The 21,220-nt window shown below is 69.3% G+C and carries 22 protein-coding genes and 1 tRNA gene; 15 read left to right on the top strand and 8 right to left on the bottom strand.

Annotated features, from left to right (window positions below; translation table 11 throughout):
- Positions 1 to 166 precede the first annotated feature (166 nt).
- Both SAVERM_RS26605 and SAVERM_RS26610 read left to right on the top strand, forming a co-directional pair.
- On the top strand, positions 167 to 2,512 hold the full coding sequence (locus SAVERM_RS26605) for an immune inhibitor A domain-containing protein (protein WP_010986559.1): 2,346 nt from the start codon (positions 167 to 169) through the stop codon (positions 2,510 to 2,512).
- Positions 2,513 to 2,633: 121 nt separating this feature from the next.
- A complete protein-coding gene (locus SAVERM_RS26610) occupies positions 2,634 to 3,017 on the top strand; it encodes a hypothetical protein (protein WP_010986560.1) in 384 nt (127 codons plus the stop codon).
- Between the two features lie 383 nt (positions 3,018 to 3,400).
- Here the strand turns inward: SAVERM_RS26610 and SAVERM_RS26615 are convergent, their stop codons facing one another.
- Both SAVERM_RS26615 and SAVERM_RS26620 read right to left on the bottom strand, forming a co-directional pair.
- Positions 3,401 to 3,985 (bottom strand): isochorismatase family protein, encoded by a 585-nt coding sequence (locus tag SAVERM_RS26615; RefSeq protein WP_010986561.1) that lies wholly within the window; start codon positions 3,983 to 3,985, stop codon positions 3,401 to 3,403.
- 321 nt (positions 3,986 to 4,306) lie between these two features.
- A complete protein-coding gene (locus SAVERM_RS26620; RefSeq protein WP_010986562.1) occupies positions 4,307 to 5,635 on the bottom strand; it encodes a nicotinate phosphoribosyltransferase in 1,329 nt (442 codons plus the stop codon).
- A gap of 174 nt (positions 5,636 to 5,809) precedes the next feature.
- Here SAVERM_RS26620 and clpS point away from each other — a divergent pair, with 174 nt between their 5' ends.
- The 7 genes from clpS (at position 5,810) to SAVERM_RS26650 (ending at position 10,676) form a co-directional block, all read left to right on the top strand.
- Entirely contained in the window at positions 5,810 to 6,127 is a 318-nt protein-coding gene (gene clpS / locus SAVERM_RS26625; protein WP_010986563.1) for an ATP-dependent Clp protease adapter ClpS, read from the top strand.
- A gap of 12 nt (positions 6,128 to 6,139) precedes the next feature.
- A complete protein-coding gene (locus SAVERM_RS26630; protein WP_010986564.1) occupies positions 6,140 to 6,745 on the top strand; it encodes a DUF2017 domain-containing protein in 606 nt (201 codons plus the stop codon).
- A gap of 332 nt (positions 6,746 to 7,077) precedes the next feature.
- The gene (locus SAVERM_RS26635) at positions 7,078 to 8,529 is read left to right on the top strand and encodes an amino acid permease (protein ID WP_010986565.1); all 1,452 of its coding nucleotides are present in this window, start codon (positions 7,078 to 7,080) and stop codon (positions 8,527 to 8,529) included.
- 90 nt (positions 8,530 to 8,619) lie between these two features.
- Entirely contained in the window at positions 8,620 to 9,042 is a 423-nt protein-coding gene (locus tag SAVERM_RS26640; protein WP_010986566.1) for a M67 family metallopeptidase, read from the top strand.
- A gap of 169 nt (positions 9,043 to 9,211) precedes the next feature.
- Positions 9,212 to 9,313, top strand: a complete 102-nt coding sequence (locus SAVERM_RS45625) for a putative leader peptide (RefSeq protein WP_338058993.1) — start codon at positions 9,212 to 9,214, stop codon at positions 9,311 to 9,313.
- A gap of 107 nt (positions 9,314 to 9,420) precedes the next feature.
- Complete coding sequence (locus SAVERM_RS26645; RefSeq protein ID WP_010986567.1) at positions 9,421 to 9,708, top strand: MoaD/ThiS family protein; 288 nt, start codon at positions 9,421 to 9,423, stop codon at positions 9,706 to 9,708.
- Between the two features lie 17 nt (positions 9,709 to 9,725).
- Complete coding sequence (locus SAVERM_RS26650; RefSeq protein WP_010986568.1) at positions 9,726 to 10,676, top strand: PLP-dependent cysteine synthase family protein; 951 nt, start codon at positions 9,726 to 9,728, stop codon at positions 10,674 to 10,676.
- 127 nt (positions 10,677 to 10,803) lie between these two features.
- Here SAVERM_RS26650 and SAVERM_RS26655 read toward each other — a convergent pair whose 3' ends face one another.
- Positions 10,804 to 11,250 carry a type II toxin-antitoxin system PemK/MazF family toxin gene (locus SAVERM_RS26655; protein WP_010986569.1) on the bottom strand — a complete coding sequence of 149 codons (447 nt, stop codon included), beginning with the start codon at positions 11,248 to 11,250 and terminating at the stop codon, positions 10,804 to 10,806.
- Positions 11,251 to 11,524: 274 nt separating this feature from the next.
- On the opposite strand from SAVERM_RS26655, the gene SAVERM_RS26660 reads away from it, so the two are divergent.
- Positions 11,525 to 12,277, top strand: coding sequence for an MBL fold metallo-hydrolase (locus SAVERM_RS26660; RefSeq protein WP_010986570.1), 753 nt, complete (start codon positions 11,525 to 11,527; stop codon positions 12,275 to 12,277).
- Between the two features lie 78 nt (positions 12,278 to 12,355).
- Here the strand turns inward: SAVERM_RS26660 and SAVERM_RS26665 are convergent, their stop codons facing one another.
- Together SAVERM_RS26665 and SAVERM_RS26670 are read right to left on the bottom strand one after the other, a co-directional pair.
- Entirely contained in the window at positions 12,356 to 13,624 is a 1,269-nt protein-coding gene (locus SAVERM_RS26665) for a PTS transporter subunit EIIC (protein WP_010986571.1), read from the bottom strand.
- A gap of 249 nt (positions 13,625 to 13,873) precedes the next feature.
- Complete coding sequence (locus SAVERM_RS26670; protein ID WP_010986572.1) at positions 13,874 to 15,160, bottom strand: PTS transporter subunit EIIC; 1,287 nt, start codon at positions 15,158 to 15,160, stop codon at positions 13,874 to 13,876.
- Positions 15,161 to 15,329: 169 nt separating this feature from the next.
- On the opposite strand from SAVERM_RS26670, the gene SAVERM_RS26675 reads away from it, so the two are divergent.
- From SAVERM_RS26675 to rdgB, 4 genes are all read left to right on the top strand, one after another.
- Positions 15,330 to 15,563, top strand: a complete 234-nt coding sequence (locus SAVERM_RS26675) for a PTS sugar transporter subunit IIB (protein ID WP_010986573.1) — start codon at positions 15,330 to 15,332, stop codon at positions 15,561 to 15,563.
- Between the two features lie 104 nt (positions 15,564 to 15,667).
- Complete coding sequence (gene rph, locus SAVERM_RS26680; RefSeq protein WP_010986574.1) at positions 15,668 to 16,402, top strand: ribonuclease PH; 735 nt, start codon at positions 15,668 to 15,670, stop codon at positions 16,400 to 16,402.
- Between the two features lie 83 nt (positions 16,403 to 16,485).
- On the top strand, positions 16,486 to 16,878 hold the full coding sequence (locus SAVERM_RS26685; protein WP_037649883.1) for a hypothetical protein: 393 nt from the start codon (positions 16,486 to 16,488) through the stop codon (positions 16,876 to 16,878).
- 34 nt (positions 16,879 to 16,912) lie between these two features.
- Positions 16,913 to 17,515, top strand: coding sequence for an RdgB/HAM1 family non-canonical purine NTP pyrophosphatase (gene rdgB / locus SAVERM_RS26690; RefSeq protein ID WP_010986576.1), 603 nt, complete (start codon positions 16,913 to 16,915; stop codon positions 17,513 to 17,515).
- A 44-nt stretch (positions 17,516 to 17,559) separates the two neighbouring features.
- Here the strand turns inward: rdgB and SAVERM_RS26695 are convergent.
- Positions 17,560 to 17,643 (bottom strand) — tRNA-Leu (locus SAVERM_RS26695).
- A 148-nt stretch (positions 17,644 to 17,791) separates the two neighbouring features.
- Entirely contained in the window at positions 17,792 to 18,775 is a 984-nt protein-coding gene (locus SAVERM_RS26700) for an alpha/beta fold hydrolase (protein ID WP_010986577.1), read from the bottom strand.
- A 107-nt stretch (positions 18,776 to 18,882) separates the two neighbouring features.
- Here SAVERM_RS26700 and SAVERM_RS26705 point away from each other — a divergent pair, with 107 nt between their 5' ends.
- Positions 18,883 to 19,494, top strand: coding sequence for a TetR/AcrR family transcriptional regulator (locus tag SAVERM_RS26705; protein WP_010986578.1), 612 nt, complete (start codon positions 18,883 to 18,885; stop codon positions 19,492 to 19,494).
- A 177-nt stretch (positions 19,495 to 19,671) separates the two neighbouring features.
- Here the strand turns inward: SAVERM_RS26705 and proP are convergent, their stop codons facing one another.
- A complete protein-coding gene (proP, locus tag SAVERM_RS26710) occupies positions 19,672 to 21,180 on the bottom strand; it encodes a glycine betaine/L-proline transporter ProP (protein ID WP_010986579.1) in 1,509 nt (502 codons plus the stop codon).
- Positions 21,181 to 21,220: the final 40 nt, after the last annotated feature.

Consider the following 21,220-nt stretch of genomic DNA (forward strand, 5'->3'; position numbering starts at 1 on the left):
CGAACGAGCGCTCCGCATAGTGCATTTGATCTGTCCAAGTCAAGGTCTGTCTTTTCCTGTAAACCTCCGGTCAAATGGCGTCACTTGACACACGCGTAGACGCGCGCGGACCTTCCATCACACTGGACCCCCCTTCCGCGCGGACGGACGCGGGGGAGGATTTCAAGTGACCAGCAGACCCTGGACGTTCAGAGCGACCGCGATCGGTGTCGCACTCGCGGCGGCCACCGCCACGTTCTCGACGTTCGCCGTGGCTCAGGCCGACGACGCCAAAGCCACGACCAGCGTGGACCGGCGCGACCCGCAGCCGGCCAAGACCAAGGTCGACCACGACCTCGACGGCCCGCTGAGCAAGACCCGGGCGGCCCAGCGCCAAGAGGCTCTGAACCAGGTCATATCCGGCGACGCCAAGGTGCAGAACCGCGGCGGCTCGCAGGTCGTGAAGCTCAAGAGCAAGAAGGGCGACAGCAAGTACGTCGAGCTGGGCCGGGAGCAGACGGACCAGATCTTCACCGTCCTGGTCGAGTTCGGCGACAAGATCGACAGCACGTACGGCGGCACCGCCGGCCCGCTGCACAACAAGATCGCCGCGCCCGACCGCAAGAAGGACAACAGCACGGCCTGGCAGGCGGACTACAACCAGAAGCACTTCCAGGACCTCTACTTCGGCACCGGCAAGAAGACCGAGTCGCTGAAGAAGTACTACGAGAAGCAGTCCTCGGGCCGCTACTCGGTCAACGGCAAGGTCAGCGACTGGGTCAAGGTCCCCTACAACGAGGCCCGTTACGGCTCCAACAAGTGCGACACCTGCGCGTGGAACGCCGTCGCCGACGGTGTCACCGCCTGGGTCGCCGCCCAGAAGGCGGCCGGCAAGTCCGACGCGGCCATCAAGGCGACCCTGGCGCAGTACGACCAGTGGGACCGCTACGACTTCGACGGCGACGGCAACTTCAACGAGCCCGACGGCTACATCGACCACTTCCAGATCGTGCACGCCGGCGAGGACGAGTCCGCGGGCGGCGGCGCCCAGGGCGAGGACGCGATCTGGGCCCACCGCTGGTACGCGTTCGGCACCGACGCGGGCGCCACGGGCCCGGCCGGAAACAAGCTCGGTGGCACGCAGATCGGCGACAGCGGCATCTGGGTCGGCGACTACACCATCCAGCCGGAGAACGGCGGACTCGGCGTCTACGCCCACGAGTACGGCCACGACCTGGGCCTGCCGGACGAGTACGACACCTCCGGTGGCGGCGAGAACGGCACCGGCTTCTGGACGCTGATGTCGGCCGGCTCCTGGCTCGGCACCGGCAAGAACGCCATCGGCGACCTGCCCGGTGACATGGGCGCCTGGGACAAGCTCCAGCTGGGCTGGCTGAACTACGCCAAGGCGAAGGCGGCGACGAAGTCGACGCACAAGCTGGGTGTCGCCGAGTACAACACCAGGAACAAGCAGGCGCTGGTGGTCTCGCTGCCCGACAAGGCGGTCAAGACCGAGGTCGTCGCCCCGGCGCAGGGCGCCACCCAGTGGTGGAGCGGCAGCGGCAACAACCTCAAGAACACGCTGACCCGTTCGGTCGACCTGACCGGCAAGTCGAAGGCCACGCTGGACCTCGACGGCTGGTGGGACATCGAGAGCGGCTACGACTACCTCTACGCCGAGGCGTCCACCGACGGCGGCGCCAACTGGACCGCGCTCGACGGCACGGCGAACGGCACCGCCATCCCGCGTGACGGCAGCGACAAGCCCGCCCTCACCGGTTCGACCGACGCGTACAAGAAGCTGTCGTACTCGCTGGACGCCTACGCGGGCCAGAAGGTCGACGTCCGTTTCCGCTACCAGACGGACGGCGGCGCGGCGCAGAAGGGCTTCGCCGCCGACGAGATCTCCGTGACCGCCGACGGCACGGCTCTCTTCTCCGACAACGCGGAGACCGCGGACGCGGCGTGGACGGCCTCCGGCTTCTCCCGCATCGGCGCGTCCTTCACGAAGGACTACGCGCAGTACTACCTCGCCGAGAACCGCCAGTACGTCTCGTACGACAAGACCCTCAAGGTCGGCCCGTACAACTTCGGCTTCTCGACGACGCGTCCGGACTGGGTCGAGCACTACCCGTACCAGAACGGTCTGCTGGTCTGGCTGTGGGACACCTCGCAGGCGGACGACAACACCAGCGTCCACCCGGGTCAGGGTCTGATCCTGCCGGTCGACGCGCACGCCAAGGCGCTGAAGTGGGCCAACGGCACGGTCCTGCGGAACAAGATCCAGGCCTTCGACTCGACCTTCAGCACGTACAAGACCGACGCGTTCACGCTCCACAACGCCGACGTCGCGCTGAAGATCAAGTCGCACAAGGGCGTGCCGGCCTTCGACGACCGGAAGGGCTCGTACTACGACGCGGCGAACCCGTTCGGCAGCGTCAAGGTCACTGACACCAACACCAAGATCAAGATTGTGAAGGAGCCGAAGGATGGCTCGACGATCACGGTCCAGGTGGGCAAGTCGACGAAGTAACTGACATTTACGCAGGTCAGAGCATGATCGGCCGCAGCCCCCTGGCGGGTTGCGGCCGATCGTGTTTAGGTGCGTGCTGTGGTTTTCTTATTGACACCGGCTCGCACGGGGGTATGACCGCATGGCCGCAGGAGGCTTCTGCAAGCTGCCGAACGGAAGCGTGGTGGTGGCACTGAACCTGCCCAGCCCGCCCGGCTCGGGCACGGCCGTCGCCCTCGGCGCCGGTGCCGCCATGGGCACCGCCACGGACTGCGTCCGCGTCCTCGTACTCGCCCAGAACCGGGCCCGCGCGCTGACCCGCCTGCGCAACCTGGGCATGCGCGCGGTCTACCTGCGAGGCAACGCGGCACCCCCGACCCCGGACGAAATCACGGCGGTCCTGCACCATCCCGACGGCCTGCTGTGGCGCACGGCCCCGGACAGCGGCGTCACACCCCCGGGACCGACCACAGAACTCTGGCACCCGATCAGAGCGCTCCTGCGCCGCCCGGCACCGCAGGCGTAGGAAATGGGTGCGGCGCGTCCGGGTCGGCCGGGCGGGCCACTCGTGGGCCGGTCCGCCGGAGGCTGCGACCGGGGCGGATGAGCCCGATCTCGGCGCCGGGGGCTGCGCCGCCGCGACGGCTGCCGGACGGCCGCCGGTCACTGCCCCGGCGACGGCTTGCCACCGCCGCGATGCTGCGCAGCCGCGAGCCGTGCAGTGGCGGGCCGCGCAGGCACGGGCCGTGCAGCCACGACGGCGATCAGCCGCGACGGCGCCTTCCCGGGATACGAGCCCGGCCGGCTGCCGCTCCGTGGCATCGGCCGCGACGGCGCTCTCCCGCGGTGCCGAACCGACCGTCTCCCGCTCACCGCTCCCGCTCGCCGGAGGCCTCCGCTCCGCTACAGCTACACCACCGGCTTGCCCGAGAGTTCCACGCCCGCCGAGCGCAGTTCCTCCAGTGCCCGCTCCGTGGATTCCTCGGCCACGCCGGCCGTGAGGTCCAGCAGCACCTGGGTGCGGAACCCCTCTCTCGCGGCGTCCAGCGCGGTAGCGCGCACGCAGTGGTCCGTGGCGATCCCCACCACGTCCACCTCGCCGATCTCCCGGGCCCGCAGCCAGTCGCCCAGCGACACCCCGTTCTCGTCGACGCCCTCGAACCCGCTGTACGCCGCCGCGTACGCGCCCTTGTCGAACACGGCGTCGATCGCGCCGGAGGCGACGGCGGGTGCGAAGTTCGGGTGGAAGCCGACCCCCTCCGTGCCCGCCACACAGTGCGCGGGCCAGGAGTGGACGAAGTCGGGGTTGTCGGCGAAGTGGCCGCCGGGCGCGACGTGGTGGTCGCGGGTGGCGACGACATGGCGGTACCCGGCGGGCGCCTGCCCAATCAGCTCGGTGATCGCGGCAGCCACATCGGCACCTCCGGCCACCGCGAGGCTGCCCCCCTCACAGAAGTCGTTCTGCACGTCTACGACGATCAAGGCGCGGCGCATGGTCGGTGTCCTTCGGCTTGGCAGAGGTGTGGTGGAGGGGAGAGGAAGGCGGGGGGGGCGAGGGGTGCGGACGGGAGTGGCGCGGGCAGGAGGGGTGCGGGCCCGGCCGTACGTATATGAACTACCGAGCCTAGAGACTTCGCGTGCGGGGCGGGAGGGGGCATTCGGCGTCGTGCCGGTGCGCGGGCGGCGCTGCCATTGCATGCCCGCCGGTCGCCCGTTCATTCGCGTTTCCGCCAGGGTGGCCGGAGCCGTACCCTGCCGACGCCTCCGCTTCCCCCGCCGCTTCCGAGGCCCCCGCCCGCCCGGACGGGGGCTCGGTCACACGTACTCCGTCGGGATCACCGGCTCCCCGCGCGACAGCTGGTTCGCCGACAACGGCAGACCGGCACGGGCGGCCGCGTGCCGGTCCCGTACGACGTCGAGGGACTCGCGGGCGACGACCTGGCCGCCCTTTATCAGCTCCACGAGCAGCTGACGGCCCTCCAGACCGGCCGGCACGGGCCCCGTCCCGATCACCTCGGCCTCGGCCACCCCGTGCTCGTCGAGCCGGCGCGCTGCCCACTTCCGCCCGCCGATGGAGGTCTTCCCGCCGGTCGACTTCTTCGCCACCGGCTCCAGCGGAGCCGCCGGGTCCGCCGAGTGGGCGCGGGCCACCAGTTTGTAGACCATCGAACATGTCGGATGGCCGGATCCCGTCACCAGCTGGGTGCCGACGCCGTACGCGTCCACGGGCGCCGCGGCCAGCGAGGCGATCGCGTACTCGTCCAGGTCCGAGGTCACCACGATCTTCGTTTCGGTCGCGCCCAGGTCGTCCAGCTGCTGCCGCACCCGGTGCGCGACGAGCAGCAGGTCCCCGGAGTCGATGCGCACGGCACCGAGCTCGGGCCCGGCGATCTCGACGGCCATGCGTACGGCCTCGGCGACGTCGTACGTGTCCACGAGCAGCGTCGTGCCCCGGCCCAGCGAGTCCACCTGGGCCCGGAAGGCGTCCCGCTCGGTGTCGTGCAGCAACGTGAACGCGTGCGCGCTGGTACCGACCGTCGGAATCCCGTACCGGAAGCCCGCGGCCAGGTCGGACGTGGTCGCGAAGCCGCCGACGTACGCGGCCCGCGCGGCGGCGACGGCGGCCAGCTCGTGGGTGCGCCGGGCGCCCATCTCGATCAGCGGGCGCGCACCGGCGGCGGAGGACATGCGGGAGGCGGCGGCCGCGATGGCCGAGTCGTGGTTGAGGATGGACAGGATCACGGTCTCCAGGAGCACGCACTCCGCGAACGAGCCCTCGACCCGCAGCAGGGGCGAGCCCGGGAAGTAGACCTCGCCCTCGGGGTAGCCCCAGATGTCCCCCCGGAAGCGGTACGAGGCGAGCCACTCCAGGGTCGGCTCGTCCACGATCCGCCGCTCGCGCAGGAAGCCGAGGAGGGCGGCGTCGAAGCGGAAGTTCTCGACCGCGTCCAGGACGCGCCCGGTCCCGGCCACGACGCCGTACCGCCGCCCCTCGGGCAGCCGTCGGGTGAAGACCTCGAAGACCGAGCGCCGTTCGGCGGTCCCGGCGGCCAGTGCGGCCTGGAGCATCGTCAGTTCGTACTGGTCGGTGAAGAGTGCCGTCGACGGAACATCCACCGGCAGCCCAAGGTCCGCTGGGTTCACTGTGCTTTCCTCGCAATTCGCTCCGGACGCCCCCGGTGTCGGCCGGGGGTCCGGGGGTTGTCCCCCCGGGGATTGCCGCATGGTCCGCGATCGTACCCCCATCTCGTCAGTCTGACGATTTGTAGGTCCGATTTGCGCAGTCCATTTGTGCGGGCCCCCCTCTGTGGTGGCAGCATGGGCCGTGTGACGGCTCCCGCACCCCTAGAGATCGAAAAGACCGAGTCGGCAGAGGAGGTCTTCGCCGTACCTGAGCCGGATGTCCCCTGGGTGACGATCGTCCACAACGACCCCGTCAACCTCATGAGCTATGTGACGTATGTCTTCCAGACGTACTTCGGCTACTCCAAGGACAAGGCCACCAAGCTCATGCTCGACGTCCACCACAAGGGCCGCGCGGTCGTGTCCAGCGGGACGCGTGAGGAGATGGAGCGCGACGTGCAGGCGATGCACGGCTACGGTCTGTGGGCCACCCTTCAGCAGGACCGGAAGTAGCGAACTCACTTCATGCCAGGACACTTCGAACCGCTCCCCGGCGGCGGCGCGGCCGTCGCACTCGACGAGGTCGAGATCTCCATCATCCGCTCGCTCGCGGTCCAGCTCCTGGAGCTGATCGGCCCGGGCCCCGCGGAGGACGCCGCCGCCGACCCGCTCGCCGAACTGTTCGCCGAGGGGCCGAGCGAGCCGCCCTCCGACCCCGTCCTCCAGCGCCTCTTCCCGGACGCCTACGGCGGCCCCGGCGGCGAGGGAGGCTCGCCCGAGGAGGCCGAGGAGCAGCGTGCGCACTCCTCGGAGTTCCGCCGCTTCACGGAGAACGACCTGCGCGCAGGCAAGCGCGAGAACGCCCTCGTGGTGATCCGCACCCTGGACGGGATGACGGTCGCGGGGGAGGGCGGCGCGGTCCTCAAGCTGTCGCCGGAGGAGTCCCGGCAGTGGCTGGGCTCGCTCAACGACCTGCGGCTGGCGATCGGCTCCCGGCTCGACGTCGTCGACGAGGAGGACACCGACCTCCTCTACCGGCTGCCGGACGAGGACCCGCGCAAGCCGATGGTGATGGCGTATCTCTGGCTCGGCGGGTTGCAGGAGACCCTGATCGAGACCCTTATGTCCTGATTCACAGGCGTTCGAGCCTCCTCCGGTGTTCGCTCAGAGGACGCTCAAATCCGGATAACGATCCTGTCACCGTTGCGGCCTGTTATGGGTCGATCAGGTCATCTTTGTCCGCTTCTTCCTGAGGCGTGTGCCACACACGTCCCGGACGACCAATGTTGCGGCCGTGATAAATCTTCACGACCGCCCGACGGACACCACCCATGTCCGCTCGGGTGCGCCACCGAGCCGGCGGATCGCCGGCCAGGCACAAGCTCCATCACATCCGGGGGGATCGGAACCCGATCCGAAGCCATGGGACTGGCTCGGGTCGGCGTGGAGAAAGGCGCACCAACATGACCTCATCGCAGGTCGACAAGCAGTACGACGGCAATGGGGCCGTGGGCGGCGACGCCCCCGAAGAGGGGTACGAGCGCGGGCTCGGCAGCCGCCAGGTCCAGATGATCGCGATCGGCGGCGCCATCGGCGTCGGCCTGTTCCTGGGCGCCGGGGCGAACATCGCCAAGGCCGGGCCCAGCCTGATCCTCATGTACGCCCTCGCGGGCGTGATCATCTTCTTCATCATGCGGGCGCTCGGCGAGCTGCTCCTGTACCGCCCGGTGTCGGGTTCCTTCGCGGAGTACTCCCGCGAGTTCCTCGGCCCGTTCTTCGGCTACTTCACCGGCTGGACGTACTGGCTGATGTGGGTGGTGACCGGCATGGCGGAACTGACCGCCGCCGCGATCTACGTCCACTACTGGTTCCCGGCCGTCCCACAGTGGGTGACGGCCCTGGTCTTCCTGGTCGTCCTGTTCGTGGCCAACCTGATCTCGGTGAAGCTCTTCGGCGAGATCGAGTTCTGGTTCTCGATGGTCAAGGTCACCGCGCTCATCGGCATGATCGTGATCGGCCTCGGTGTGCTCACCTTCGGCTTCAGCTCGGCCGGTGACACCGCCTCCGTCGCCAACCTCTGGCAGTTCGACGGCTTCTTCCCCAAGGGCATCGGCTCGTCCCTGATGACCCTCCAGGGCGTCATGTTCGCCTACCTGGCCGTCGAGCTGGTCGGTGTGACGGCGGGCGAGTCCGAGGACCCGGAGAAGACCCTCCCGAAGGCGATCAACACCCTGCCCTGGCGCATCGCCCTCTTCTACGTGGGTGCCCTCACCGTCATCCTCTGCGTCGTGAAGTGGACCGAGTTCGCGCCCGGCGTGAGCCCGTTCGTCAAGGCCTTCGCGATGATCGGCATCCCGGCCGGCGCGGGCATCGTCAACTTCGTCGTCCTCACCGCGGCCCTGTCCTCGTGCAACTCCGGCATGTACTCCACGGGCCGCATGCTGCGCACGCTCGCGGACAACGGCGAGGCCCCGAGGGTCTTCAGCAAGCTCTCCGCCTCGAAGACGCCCGCCTTCGGCATCACGATCTCGGTCCTCTTCATGGGCATCGGCGTGATCCTCAACTACGTCGTCCCGGAGAAGGCCTTCGGCTACGTCACCTCGGTGGCCACCGCGGCCGGCATCTGGACCTGGCTGATGATCCTGGTCAGCCACGTCCTGTACCGCCGCGCGGTCGACGCGGGCCGACTGCCCGCGTCCTCCTTCCCGGCACCGGGCGGCGCGAAGTGCAGCTGGGTCGCGATCGTGTTCCTGCTCTTCGTGACCGGCCTGATCGCGTACGACGCCGACTCCCGGGTCTGCCTCTACGTGATGGCCGTCTGGGCCGCCGCGCTGGCCATCGGCTGGTACGTCCTCAAGGCCCGCAACCCGCAGGTCGCCGAGCGCCACGAGCCGAAGTTCGAGAAGGTCGGCTGACCGCACGGAGTTCCCGCACAAAATCCAGCATGTGGGCCGTCCCGTACCACGCCTCGGTACGGGACGGCCCTTCTGCTTATCCTGACCGACATGCTGACCATCACCCAGGCCCTCGTCGACCAGATCGTCGCGCACGCGCGCCAGGACCACCCCGACGAGGCGTGCGGCGTCGTCGCGGGCCCGGAGGGCTCCGGCCGCCCCGAGCGCTTCATCCCCATGCTCAACGCGGCCCGCTCGCCCACGTTCTACGAGTTCGACTCGGGCGACCTGCTCAAGCTCTACCGCGAGATGGACGACCGCGACGAGGAGCCGGTGATCATCTACCACTCCCACACCGCGACCGAGGCGTACCCGTCCCGCACCGACATCTCGTACGCGAACGAGCCGGGCGCCCACTACGTCCTCGTCTCGACGGCGGACGCGGACGACGCGGGGCCGTTCCAGTTCCGCTCGTTCCAGATCGTGGCGGGCGAGGTGACGGAGGAGGAGGTCAAGGTCGTCGAGGCCTACTGATCTCACCCTCGATCTCACCCTTCGATCTCACGCTTCGGCCTCGCCCGGCGGCCTCACCCCTCGACCTCACCCCTCGACCTCACCCCGCGGTCTCATCCCTCGGCCCCCGAGCGTCCGGAATGCGAGATCACATTCCGGGACCCGGACCGGGAATCGATACGATGACCCCATGGTTTTCCACGACGTGAGCGAGAAGGCGCCGGGCACGCTGCTCGTGGCGCGGCTGCACGTCGACCTGTGCAGGCTGAACAGCGCCCTCTGTAGGCGCTGATCCTGCCGCCGTACGGCCGTGAGCAACCGGCGTAGGCGTAACCCGGAGCTTCTTCGCGCTGCCGCGCGCCCACCGACCTGAATTCCTTCCGACAGGAGCCCGCAACCATGGCCATCGAGGTCCGCATCCCCACCATCCTCCGCACCTACACCGACGGTGCGAAGGCCGTAGACGGCACCGGTGAGACCCTCGCCGAGCTGTTCACCGACCTCGACACCCGCCACGCGGGCATCAGGGCCCGCATCGTCGACGAGGAGAAGGGCGGCGAGCTGCGCCGCTTCGTCAACGTCTACCTGAACGACGAGGACGTCCGCTTCCTGGACGGCATCAGCACCAAGCTCACCGACGGCGACAACGTGACGATCCTGCCGGCCGTGGCCGGCGGCATGGTCTGATCGGCCGCTGATCAGCGATGCGCTACGACTCCCCGCTCGCCGCGGTGGGCAACACCCCTCTGGTGCGCCTGCCGCGGCTCTCGCCGTCCGAGGACGTGCGGATCTGGGCCAAGCTGGAGGACCGCAACCCGACGGGCTCGGTCAAGGACCGCCCCGCGCTCCACATGATCGAACAGGCCGAGAAGGACGGGCGGCTGACACCGGGCTGCACGATCCTGGAGCCGACGAGCGGCAACACGGGCATCTCGCTCGCCATGGCGGCCAAGCTCAAGGGCTACCGCATCGTGTGCGTGATGCCGGAGAACACCTCGCAGGAGCGCCGTGACCTGCTGGGCATGTGGGGCGCCGAGATCGTCTCCAGCCCGGCGGCCGGCGGCTCCAACACGGCGGTCCGTGTCGCCAAGGAACTGGCGGCCGAGCACCCGGACTGGGTGATGCTCTACCAGTACGGCAACCCGGACAACGCGGGCGCGCACTACGCGACCACCGGGCCCGAGATCCTCGCCGACCTGCCCTCCGTCACCCACTTCGTCGCCGGCCTCGGCACCACCGGCACGCTGATGGGCGTGGGCCGTTACCTGCGCGAGCAGAAGCCGGACATCAAGATCGTCGCCGCCGAGCCGCGCTACGACGACCTGGTGTACGGCCTGCGGAACCTGGACGAGGGCTTCGTCCCCGAGCTGTACGACGCGTCGGTGCTGACCACCCGCTTCTCCGTCGGCTCCGCGGACGCGGTGACCCGCACCCGGGAGCTGCTCCAGCAGGAGGGCATCTTCGCGGGCGTCTCCACGGGCGCGGCGCTGCACGCGGCGATCGGCGTGGGCAACAAGGCGGTCAAGGCGGGGGAGACGGCGGACATCGTCTTCGTGGTCGCGGACGGCGGCTGGAAGTACCTGTCGACGGGCGTCTACACCGCGGCCACGACAGAAGAGGCGATCGCGACGCTTCAGGGACAACTCTGGGCGTGACCACACGCTTCGACAGCGGGCCGGGGCTGAGACCTTCAGTCCCGGCCGAGCTGTCGGCGCCGCGTCCTCAGCCTTCTGACAGCGGCCTCAGCCGTCTGACCGCGGTCTCGCCCCACTGACCGCCGTCTCACCCCGCCAAATACCGCACCTGATCCCACAGCACCGGATCCACCACCCCCACCCGCCGGCGGAACTCCCGCAGCGGAACGTCCCGCAGCTCGTCCGTCTCCAGGAAGCTCGCCCTCCCATGGGCGTCGCCCACGGCCCCCGGTGGCAGCGGGATCACGCCCGCCCGCTCGTCGTGGTACTTGCTGGTGATCTTCGCGACCGTCGCCCGGCCGCCCCGCACCGCCAGCACCAGACAGGGCCGGTCCTTGACGCCGGCCCCTTCCTCGTAGGGCACGTTCGCCCACCAGATCTCGGCGGGCTGCGGCCGCCCGGGCGCGCCCGGATGCCCCGGCGGACGCGTACGCCCGGACGGCCTGCGCCCGCGGCGCCCCCAGCCGTCGACGAGCGTCGCGACGAGCGCGAGCAGCACCACCGCCGCCAGCGCCAGCCACCATGACGTGTCCATACGGACGACGGTACCGGCGCGTACGTCCCACCGCCCGCCCTATCCGCATTACCCGTCGGCGGCTCCGGCGCACGCGTGTGCGTTTCCGGTCCAGCCGAACCGGTGACACCACAGGTGAGTTCGCCCACAACGGCCCCTGGCGGAGGAGCGAGCCGCCCTTTTGCGCCTTACGCTCGACGGACCGCACGACCCCTGTTTTCGCGTGCCCGCCCCCTGTATCCGCCCCCTGAATCTGCTCTCTGCATTTCCTGTCAGCGCGGAGGTTCCAGCTCTCATGAAGCTCACCGTCGTCGGCTGCTCGGGGTCGTTCCCGTCCGCGGAATCGGCCTGCTCGAGCTACCTCGTAGAGGCCGACGGCTTCCGGCTGCTCCTCGACATGGGCAACGGCGCCCTCGGCGAGTTGCAGCGCCACTGCGGTCTCTACGACCTCGACGCGATCTTCCTCAGCCATCTGCACGCCGACCACTGCATCGACATGTGCGCGTACTTCGTCGCGCGCTACTACCGTCACGACGGCGGCCGCTGCGCCCCGATCCCGGTCTACGGACCCGAGGGCACGGAACAGCGGCTGACCACCGCGTACGCGGACACTCCTTCCGCCTCCTCGATGAGCGAGGTCTTCGACTTCCACACGGTGAAGCCGAGCACGTTCGACATCGGCCCCTTCACCGTGCACACCGAGAAGGTGCGGCACCCCGTGGAGGCGTACGCCATCCGCATCGAACACGGCGGCCGCTCCCTGACCTACTCCGGGGACACGGGCGTGACCGGGGCCCTCGACGAACTCGCCCGGGACACCGACCTGTTCCTGTGCGAGGCCGCGTTCACGCACGGCAAGGAGAGCATCCCGGACCTGCACCTCAACGGCCGCGAGGCAGGCGAGACCGCCACCCGCGCCGGTGCCCGCCGCCTGGTCCTGACCCACATCCCCCCGTGGACGGACCCCCAGGTGAACCTCGCCGACGCCCGCGAGACGTTCACCGGTCCTGTGGAGCTGGCGGCGCCCCGGCTGTCGTACGAGATCTGACACCCGTAGCGCCCCGCACGCACGAGAAGGCCCCCGGAGAATCCTCCGGGGGCCTTCACGCGTGGCTGGTACGGGCTGCTACTTGGCCTCGGCCTTCTGCAGCTCCGCCAGTTCCTCGTCCGACTCGCGGCCCGGGGTCGGGAGGTTGAACCTGGTGATCGCGAAGCGGAAGACGGCGTAGTAGACGGCCGCGAAGCACAGGCCCACCAGGACCAGGCCCCACGGGTTCGTCGCGATGCCGAGGTTCAGGCCGAAGTCGACCGCGCCGGCCGAGAAGCCGAAGCCGTCCTTCATGCCGAGGGCCCAGGTCAGCGCCATGGAGACACCGGTGAGGACCGCGTGGATGGCGTAGAGGACCGGCGCGATGAACATGAACGTGAACTCGATCGGCTCGGTCACGCCCGTGAAGAAGGAGGTCAGCGCCAGGGAGAACATCATGCCGCCGACGACCTTGCGGCGCTCGGGGCGGGCACAGTGCACGATCGCCAGGCAGGCGGCCGGCAGGGCGAACATCATGATCGGGAAGAAGCCGGTCATGAACTGTCCGGCGGTCGGGTCACCCGCCAGGAAGCGCCCGATGTCACCGCTCTTGCCGTGGTACTCGCCCGCCTGGAACCACGGGAACGAGTTCAGCAGGTGGTGCATGCCGATCGGGATCAGCGCACGGTTGGCGACACCGAAGATGCCGGCACCGACGGCGCCCGAACCGACCAGCCACTCACCGAAGTTGTGCAGACCCGTGCCGAGGACCGGCCAGATGTAGCCGAAGACGATGCCGATCAGCAGGCCCGCGAAGGCGGAGAGGATCGGGACGAGACGGCGGCCGCCGAAGAACCCGGCCCAGTCGGGCAGCTTGGTCCGGTAGAACTTCTGGTACAGCAGGGCGACGACTATGCCCATCACCACACCACCGAGGACCTTGGCGTCCACGGGCGCGTCCACCATGACCACCTTGCCGTCGACGGCCGTGGCGACCTTCGGCAGGTTCTTGTCGGTGAACGTGGCGAGCACGTTCTTGAAGACCAGGTAGCCGACCACGGCCGCGAGGGCGGTCGAGCCGTCCGACTTCTTCGCGAAGCCGATGGCGATGCCCACGGCGAACAGCAGCGCCATGTTGTCGAGGATCGCGTTGCCGCCCGCCGACATGAATCCGGCGATCTTGGTGAAGAACGAGGGGAAGGACGGGCGCCCGAGCATGTCGGCGTTGCCGAGCCGCACCAGGAGGGCGGCGGCGGGCAGGACAGCGACCGGCAGCATCAGGCTGCGGCCGATGCGCTGCAGGACAGCCATCGCGCCGGAGCCCTTCTTCTTCTGCTCGGCCGCGGGAGCGGCGCTGGCCGTGGACACAACTTCCTCCTGGGGATCCCCCCGGCCGGAGGCTGGGGGAGGGCAAGGCGCCGCCCAGGGGACAAAGAGGGGTGGGCGGGGGCCGACGTGGTCTACACCACTCAGTGGTGTAGACCTGTTGTAGCACGGTGAAGGCTGGATAAGGAACCCGCGAATTTTGTGGCCTCGGCCATAGCGTGAGAACGTGCCCGATTCATGACGAAGGCCCCCGGACCGGCAGGTCCGGGGGCCTTCGTGGCCGCCGCGGGACTACGCCTTCGTGATGTCCTCGACCTCCTCCTCCGGCTCCCGCCCCGGAGTGGTGAGGTCGAACTTCGTGATCGCGAAACGGAAGATCGCGTAGTACACGGCCGCGAAGCACAGTCCGATCGGAACGATCGCCCACGGCTTGGTCGCCAGGTTCCAGTTGAGGACGTAGTCGATCAGCCCCGCCGAGAAACTGAAGCCGTCGTGCACACCCAGGCCCCACGTCACCGCCATCGAGACACCGGTCAGCAGGGCGTGGACCGCGTAGAGCAGCGGGGCGGCGAACAGGAAGGAGTACTCGAGCGGTTCCGTGATGCCCGTGACGAAGGAGGTCAGAGCCACCGACAGCATCAGACCGCCGACCTCCTTGCGACGGTTCGGCCGGGCGCAGTGCGTGATCGCCAGCGCGGCGGCCGGCAGCGCGAACATCATGATCGGGAAGAAGCCCGAGGTGAACTGGCCCGCGTTCGGGTCGCCCGCCAGGAACATGTTGATGTCACCGTGCACGACCTGCCCGTCCGGCTTGGTGTAACTGCCGAACTGGAACCAGATGGGCACGTTCAGGAACTGGTGCAGCCCCACGACCAGCAGTGCGCGGTTGGCGACGCCGAACACGCCCGCGCCCCAGGCGTCCAGGCCGTCCAGCCAGTCGCTGAAGTGCTCCAGCGCCGCACCGATCGGCGGCCAGACCCACAGGCACACCACGGCGAAGGCGACGGCGACGAACGCCATGATGATCGGCACGAGCCGCCGGCCGTTGAAGAAGCCGAGCCAGTCCACCAGCTTCGTACGGTGGTAACGCTGCCAGAGGAACGCGGCGAGCAGCCCCATCACGATGCCGCCGAAGACACCCGGATTCTGGTACGTGAACGCCACCATCGTGCCGTCGGCCGCCCGGCAGCCGGTGACCACCGCCTTCGCCCCGCTCGCGCAGTCCTGCGGGAACTGGCGCAGCACGTTGTAGTAGACGAGGAAGCCGGCGACCGCGGCGAGCGCCGTGGAACCGTCCGACTTCTTCGCCATGCCGATGGCGACGCCGACGCAGAACAGCAGCGGCAGGCCGAGCGAACCGTCGAGCAGCGCACTGCCCGCGCCCATCATCACCTTGGAGACATCGGTCCAGCCCAGCCCCTCGGGCCCGAACACGTTCGGCTGTCCCAGCTGGACGAGGAGACCCGCGGCCGGCAGCACGGCGATCGGCAGCTGAAGGCTGCGGCCCATCTTCTGCAGGCCCTGGAACAGGTGGCTCCAGCGGGGCCGGGCGGGCGCGGCGGCGCTGTCGGCACTCATGGGCGTCCTCCCCGCGTTTGGCGACCGTCCGACAGGTGGTGTAGACCAGTTGCCGGACGGTCGTCGCGCTGTCGTGACGTCATCATTCGGCACCGGCACCATGACCGCTCGCGAAGATGGGCCAACTGTGGGTTACTGCGACAAAGCGGTTCGGATCAGGGAGTAGGACATGGCCACCAAGGCTGAGAAGATCGTTGCCGGGCTCGGCGGGATCGACAACATCGAAGAGGTCGAGGGCTGCATCACCCGGCTGCGTACCGAGGTCGTCGACCCGAGCCTGGTCGACGAGGCCGCACTCAAGGCAGCCGGCGCGCACGGCGTGGTCAAGATGGGCACGGCCATCCAGGTCGTCATCGGCACGGACGCGGACCCGGTCGCCGCGGACATCGAAGACATGATGTGAGTCCGGCTCCGCGCCGGGCTCTCTGAACGCTCTCCACACTCATCGGGGGCCGCTTCCGGTAACCGGAGGCGGCCCCTCACCCGTCTGCGGCTAGGCTCATCGGCATGTCTCGAATCGACGGCCGCACGCCCGAACAGCTCCGCCCCATCACCATCGAGCGCGGCTGGAGCAAGCACGCCGAGGGCTCCGTCCTCGTCTCCTTCGGCGACACGAAGGTCTTCTGCACCGCCTCCGTCACCGAAGGCGTCCCGCGCTGGCGCAAGGGCAGCGGCGAAGGCTGGGTCACCGCCGAGTACTCCATGCTCCCGCGCGCCACCAACACCCGCGGCGACCGCGAGTCGGTCCGGGGCAAGATCGGCGGCCGTACGCACGAGATCAGCCGTCTGATCGGCCGCTCCCTGCGCGCGGTCATCGACTACAAGGCGCTCGGCGAGAACACGATCGTCCTCGACTGCGACGTCCTCCAGGCCGACGGCGGCACCCGCACGGCCGCGATCACGGGCGCGTACGTCGCCCTCGCCGACGCGGTCGCCTGGGCCCAGGGCCGCAAGCTCGTGAAGGCGGGCCGAAAGCCGCTCACCGGCACGGTCAGCGCGGTCTCGGTGGGCATCGTGGGCGGGGTGCCGTTGCTGGACCTCTGCTACGAGGAGGACGTGAAGGCCGACACCGACATGAACGTCGTCTGCACCGGCGACGGCCGCTTCGTCGAGGTCCAGGGCACCGCCGAGGCGGAACCCTTCGACCGCAAGGAGCTCAACGCCCTTCTCGACCTGGCGGTTTCGGGCTGCGACGAACTGGCGGTGATCCAACGTGCGGCCCTGGAGGCAACCACACGCTGATCCTTCGCGTTCTTAAGGGTGCGGGCGCACGGTCCAGCCGTGCGTCCGTCGACCACATCATGTCCAGGGGGAGGAACCGTTCCATGGCCGCGCGCCACCGCCGCCGCACCGCCGCATTCGCCGTAGTCGCCGCACTCGTCGCCGTTCCGGCGGTCGTCGGCTGCGACGCCGTCAGCAAGGCTCTCGACTGCGTCCAGGCCGCCGACTCCATCGCCGACAGCGTCACCGACCTCCAGCAGGCGGTGGAGAACGCGGCCGACGATCCGACACAGACCGACCAGTCCCTCGACGCCATAGAGAAGAACCTCGACAAGATCGGCGACAAGACCGACAACGCCGACGTCAACAAGGCGGTCGACGACCTCGAGAAGGCGGTCTCCAACGTCCGTGACGCCGTCAAGAACGGCGACGAGACCCCGGACATCAGCCCGGTCACCGACGCGGCGGGCGAACTGACGAAGGTGTGCACGCCGTAACGGGCACCTCCGCGAGGCCGGGATACTGGACCCCATGACCCGTCTGATCCTCGCCACCCGCAACGCCGGAAAGATCACCGAACTGAGGGCGATCCTCGCCGACGCCGGTCTCACCCACGACCTCGTCGGCGCGGACGCGTACCCCGACATCCCCGACGTCAAGGAAACGGGCGTCACGTTCGCGGAGAACGCCCTCCTGAAGGCGCACGCCCTCGCCCGGGCCACCGGACTCCCGGCGGTCGCCGACGACTCGGGCCTGTGCGTGGATGTCCTGGGCGGCGCCCCCGGCATCTTCTCGGCCCGCTGGTCCGGCCGCCACGGCGACGACCGGGCCAACCTGGACCTGCTCCTGGCCCAGCTGTCCGACATCTCCGAGGCGCACAGGGGCGCCCACTTCGCGTGCGCGGCGGCCCTGGCCCTGCCGGACGGGACCGAGCGCGTGGTCGAGGGCCAACTGAGGGGCACGCTCCGCCACACCCCGACGGGCACGAACGGCTTCGGCTACGACCCGGTCCTCCAGCCGGAGGGCGAGACGCGCACCTGCGCGGAGCTGTCGGCGGAGGAGAAGAACGCGATCAGCCACCGCGGCAAGGCGTTCCGGGAGTTGGTGCCGGTGGTGCGGGAGTTGTTGGGCTGAGACACGAAGAGGGGCCGTCTCGTCGGACGGCCCCTCTGGGTGTGTGCGGCCGATGGGATTCGAACCCACATGGGCGTAAAGCCCAGAGGCACCTAAAACCTCCGCTTATACCATTCAGCAACGGCCGCGTGCGCCAGCCCATGCTACCGGTGATGCGGTGCTCGGCCATGGTCAACGGCGCTTTCCGCCACGGCACTACGTGTCGGTGATCGCGTGGCGGCCGCACGGCCTGTGGCCTCCGAAGGCGTCGGGTCCTCTTACGGTCCGGGCTGACCGCTAGGCGTCGGTACCCCGTGCCGTGGGGATGTCCGCCGCGGTCCGCCCGTCCCGGTACGGGGCCAGGAACGCGGTCAGCGCGGCCAGCATCGCCTCCGGGGTCTCCTCGGCGGGGTAGTGGCCGCACTCGGGGAGGACAAGGCTCTCCACGTCGTCGGCGGCAAGCTTCATCGTTTCGCTGACCGATGCGCCCATGTTCTCCGCTCCCCCGATCGCCAGGACGGGGAGGGACAGCCGTCGGGCCTGGCGCCGCTGGTTCTGCGCGATGGTCGTATCGAGCGCGCGGTAGAACTCGAAGCTGGACCGCAGGGCTTCCGGGTCGGCGGCGAGGATGCCGACGTAGTGCTGGACGGCGTGGTCGGGCAGCGGCTTCGCGGACTTCGTGGCGAACTGGCGGCCGAAGTAGAGATGTTCCCGTCCGCTGACCAACTGCTCGTTGACGTCGGTGAGGCGGTTGAAGGCAAAGTGCCACAGGCGGTCGTTGGCCACCCGGCTGCCGAAGAGGGGCGGTGAGGGGGACAGTCCCGGGATCGCGGCCTCGGCGACGGCCAGGCGGTCGAGCCGGTCGGGGTGGTCCGCGGCCAGGGCATAGCCGGTCCACATCCCGACGTCGTGACCCACCATGGCGAAGCGCTGATGCCCGAGCGCGTCCATCAGCGCCACCATGTCGCGTGCGAGCGTGCCGGTGTCGTACCCGCCCAGGGGCTTGTCTGACAGCCCGACACCGCGCGGATCGACCGCGACGACCTGGAAGTCCTGAGCCAGCGCCGGCATCAGGAGGCGCCAGGCGTACCACGTCTGGGGCCAGCCGGCCAGCAACAGCAGCGCAGGTCCTTGGCCGCCGGTGACGGCGTGCAGGCGCAGTTCACCGGTGTCGACGTACCGGCTGGTGAAGGTTTCGGTGAATCGCGCCGGGAGGTTCGGCACCTGAGAGACGGAACCGGGGCCTTCGGGCGTGGGCAGGTGGGTGGGCGGCAGATTCATGACCGCCACGCTAACCATCTTGGATCGATCGGTCAAAGATCAACCGACCGATCGATCCAAGATGCGGGTAAGCTCACGGCAAGGACGAGAAACGGGAGGTACACGCTGTGTCCGGCCGGAAGCAGTTCGATGTCAGCGCGGCCCTGGACCAGGCCATGCGGGTGTTCTGGCAGCGCGGGTACGCGGACGCCTCACTCGATGCCCTCGGTGCGGCCACGGGCCTCGGCCGCGGCTCCCTCTACGGCGCCTTCGGCAACAAGGACGCCCTGTTCGGCCAGTGCCTCGACCGCTACGCGTCGATCTACGGCGCGCAGTACGAGCAGGCGCTCGCGGCGCACCCCGGTGATCCGGTGCGCGCGGTCGAGGCGTTCTTCGACGTCATCCTGGGCCGTATCGCCGACCCGTCGGTCCCCGTGGGGTGCCTCATCGCCCAGTCCGCCGCGCAGTCACTGACGCTGAAGGAGGAGAGCGGCGTTCACGTGCGTGGCCTGCTCGACACGCAGCGCCAGCGGGTCCGCGCGGCACTGGCGGACTCCTCGGCCGCCCCCCGGACGCTCGACGAGCTCGCCACGTTCGTCATCGCTGTCAACCAGTCGCTGGCCGTACTGAGCCGGGCCGGCACCTCGGACGCCGAGCTGCGCTCCGTGACCCGGCTCGCCTGCACAACGGTGGCGGACACCCTCGCCCGGGTGGCGTCCGAGAACGTCGCCCAAGCCTGACGGGCACCGGCTCGGACGCCGGGGCGGGCCACCTGGCTCGACCTGATCGACGACCGGGCGGCGGGGCTCGGCGGGGAAGACGGCGGCTCCGGCGGTCACGCCGGACCTCGTGCGGGACGCGAAACGGCCCGTACCCGGATGCTGTCCGGTACGGGCCGTGCGGTGGTGCGGCGGGCGTCAGGGCCTAGGCATCGGGGTGCGGCTCTCCACCAGTTCCGCCGCCTCCTCCGGGGTCTCCACCGAGGGGGGTGACCCGGCCAGCGGCTGTTGGGCCGTTTCCTTCATGCAGGCCACCGTGATGATGCCGACCAGGGCCGCCGCCATCGCGTAGTACGCGGGCATCATGTCGGTGCCGGTGGCGCTGATCAGGGCGGTGATCACCAGCGGGGTCGTACCGCCGAAGAGGGACGCGGAGAGGTTGTAGCCGACCGAGAGGGAGCCGTAGCGGACCTGTGTCGGGAACAGGGCCGGGAGCGCCGCGGACATGGTGCCGAGCATGCAGACCAGGGAGAGGCCGAGCATCAGCATGCCCGCCGAGACCGCGACCAGGCTGCCCTGCTTGACCAGCAGGAAGGCCGGGATCGACAGGACGAGGAAGCCCAGCATGCCGGCCATCAGCAGCGGCTTGCGGCCGTAGCGGTCCGAGAGCTTGCCCACCTGGCTGATGACCAGCATCAGGAGCAGCATGGTGACGATGAGGACGAGGAGGCCGTGGGTCTCGCTGTAGCCCATCTCGTCGGACAGGTACGTCGGCATGTACGACAGCAGCATGTAGTCGGTGATGTTGTACGCGCCGACCAGGCAGACGCACAGGATCAGCGTCGGCCAGTGGTTCCGGAAGATCTTCGCCAGGTCGCCCTTGGCGGTGGTCTCCACGGTGGAGGCCGCGTCGGTCGCCTTGCGTGCGGAGTTGTCCTCCAGCTTCTGGAACGCGGGCGTCTCGTCCAGCTTGAGCCGGAGGTAGAGGCCGACGAGACCGATGGGGCCCGCCACGAGGAACGGGACGCGCCAGCCCCAGGACTCCATGCCGCCGCTGCCGAGGACCGTCGTCAGCACCGTCACGAGCCCCGCCGCGCCGACGTACCCGGCGAGCGTGCCGAACTCCAGGAAGCTCCCGAAGAAGCCCCGGCGCTTGTCGGGGGCGTACTCGGCGATGAAGGTCGACGCCCCGCCGTACTCCCCGCCCGTGGAGAAGCCCTGGACGAGGCGGAAGAGGATCAGCAGGACCGGGGACCAGAAGCCGATGGTGGCGTACGGCGGGATCAGCCCGATGGCGAAGGTGCCGATGGCCATCAGGATCATCGTCAGGGCGAGGACCTTCTTACGGCCCACCTTGTCGCCCATCGGGCCGAAGACCATGCCGCCGAGCGGCCGCACCAGGAACGAGACCGCGAAGGTCGCGAACGAGGACAGCAGCTGGACGGTGCCGTTCCCGGACGGGAAGAAGACATGGCCGATGGTGACGGCCAGGTAGCTGTAGATGCCGAAGTCGAACCACTCCATGGCATTGCCCAGCGAAGCCGCCTTGACGGCACGCTTCACCGCCCGCTCGTCGGTCACCGTGATGTCGGTGCGCCGCAGGGGAGGGTTTCTGCGGCGGGCGACGGCACGGAAGAGTCTGCGGTGGCGTTTGACCGCCTCAGGGCCGGCAGCGGCCTCGACGGGGCCGGGCTCGGTGGCCGCCATGGAGTGATCCCTTCGCTTCTGGAGACAAATTTCCAGAGGA

Origin of the sequence: Streptomyces avermitilis MA-4680 = NBRC 14893 (genome assembly GCF_000009765.2) — a bacterium.
Lineage (GTDB): Bacteria > Actinomycetota > Actinomycetes > Streptomycetales > Streptomycetaceae > Streptomyces > Streptomyces avermitilis.

What these genes read in the sequence shown, in the direction of transcription:
- SAVERM_RS26610 (WP_010986560.1), top strand. Translation starts at nt 2,634, where the DNA reads ATGGCCGCAGGAGGCTTCTGCAAGCTGCCGAACGGAAGCGTGGTGGTG.
- SAVERM_RS26615 (WP_010986561.1), bottom strand. Translation starts at nt 3,985, where the DNA reads ATGCGCCGCGCCTTGATCGTCGTAGACGTGCAGAACGACTTCTGTGAG.
- clpS (WP_010986563.1), top strand. Translation starts at nt 5,810, where the DNA reads ATGGGCCGTGTGACGGCTCCCGCACCCCTAGAGATCGAAAAGACCGAG.
- SAVERM_RS26630 (WP_010986564.1), top strand. Translation starts at nt 6,140, where the DNA reads ATGCCAGGACACTTCGAACCGCTCCCCGGCGGCGGCGCGGCCGTCGCA.
- SAVERM_RS26635 (WP_010986565.1), top strand. Translation starts at nt 7,078, where the DNA reads ATGACCTCATCGCAGGTCGACAAGCAGTACGACGGCAATGGGGCCGTG.
- SAVERM_RS26640 (WP_010986566.1), top strand. Translation starts at nt 8,620, where the DNA reads ATGCTGACCATCACCCAGGCCCTCGTCGACCAGATCGTCGCGCACGCG.
- SAVERM_RS45625 (WP_338058993.1), top strand. Translation starts at nt 9,212, where the DNA reads ATGGTTTTCCACGACGTGAGCGAGAAGGCGCCGGGCACGCTGCTCGTG.
- SAVERM_RS26645 (WP_010986567.1), top strand. Translation starts at nt 9,421, where the DNA reads ATGGCCATCGAGGTCCGCATCCCCACCATCCTCCGCACCTACACCGAC.
- SAVERM_RS26650 (WP_010986568.1), top strand. Translation starts at nt 9,726, where the DNA reads ATGCGCTACGACTCCCCGCTCGCCGCGGTGGGCAACACCCCTCTGGTG.
- SAVERM_RS26655 (WP_010986569.1), bottom strand. Translation starts at nt 11,250, where the DNA reads ATGGACACGTCATGGTGGCTGGCGCTGGCGGCGGTGGTGCTGCTCGCG.
- SAVERM_RS26660 (WP_010986570.1), top strand. Translation starts at nt 11,525, where the DNA reads ATGAAGCTCACCGTCGTCGGCTGCTCGGGGTCGTTCCCGTCCGCGGAA.
- SAVERM_RS26670 (WP_010986572.1), bottom strand. Translation starts at nt 15,160, where the DNA reads ATGAGTGCCGACAGCGCCGCCGCGCCCGCCCGGCCCCGCTGGAGCCAC.
- SAVERM_RS26675 (WP_010986573.1), top strand. Translation starts at nt 15,330, where the DNA reads ATGGCCACCAAGGCTGAGAAGATCGTTGCCGGGCTCGGCGGGATCGAC.
- rph (WP_010986574.1), top strand. Translation starts at nt 15,668, where the DNA reads ATGTCTCGAATCGACGGCCGCACGCCCGAACAGCTCCGCCCCATCACC.
- SAVERM_RS26685 (WP_037649883.1), top strand. Translation starts at nt 16,486, where the DNA reads ATGGCCGCGCGCCACCGCCGCCGCACCGCCGCATTCGCCGTAGTCGCC.
- rdgB (WP_010986576.1), top strand. Translation starts at nt 16,913, where the DNA reads ATGACCCGTCTGATCCTCGCCACCCGCAACGCCGGAAAGATCACCGAA.
- SAVERM_RS26700 (WP_010986577.1), bottom strand. Translation starts at nt 18,775, where the DNA reads ATGAATCTGCCGCCCACCCACCTGCCCACGCCCGAAGGCCCCGGTTCC.
- proP (WP_010986579.1), bottom strand. Translation starts at nt 21,180, where the DNA reads ATGGCGGCCACCGAGCCCGGCCCCGTCGAGGCCGCTGCCGGCCCTGAG.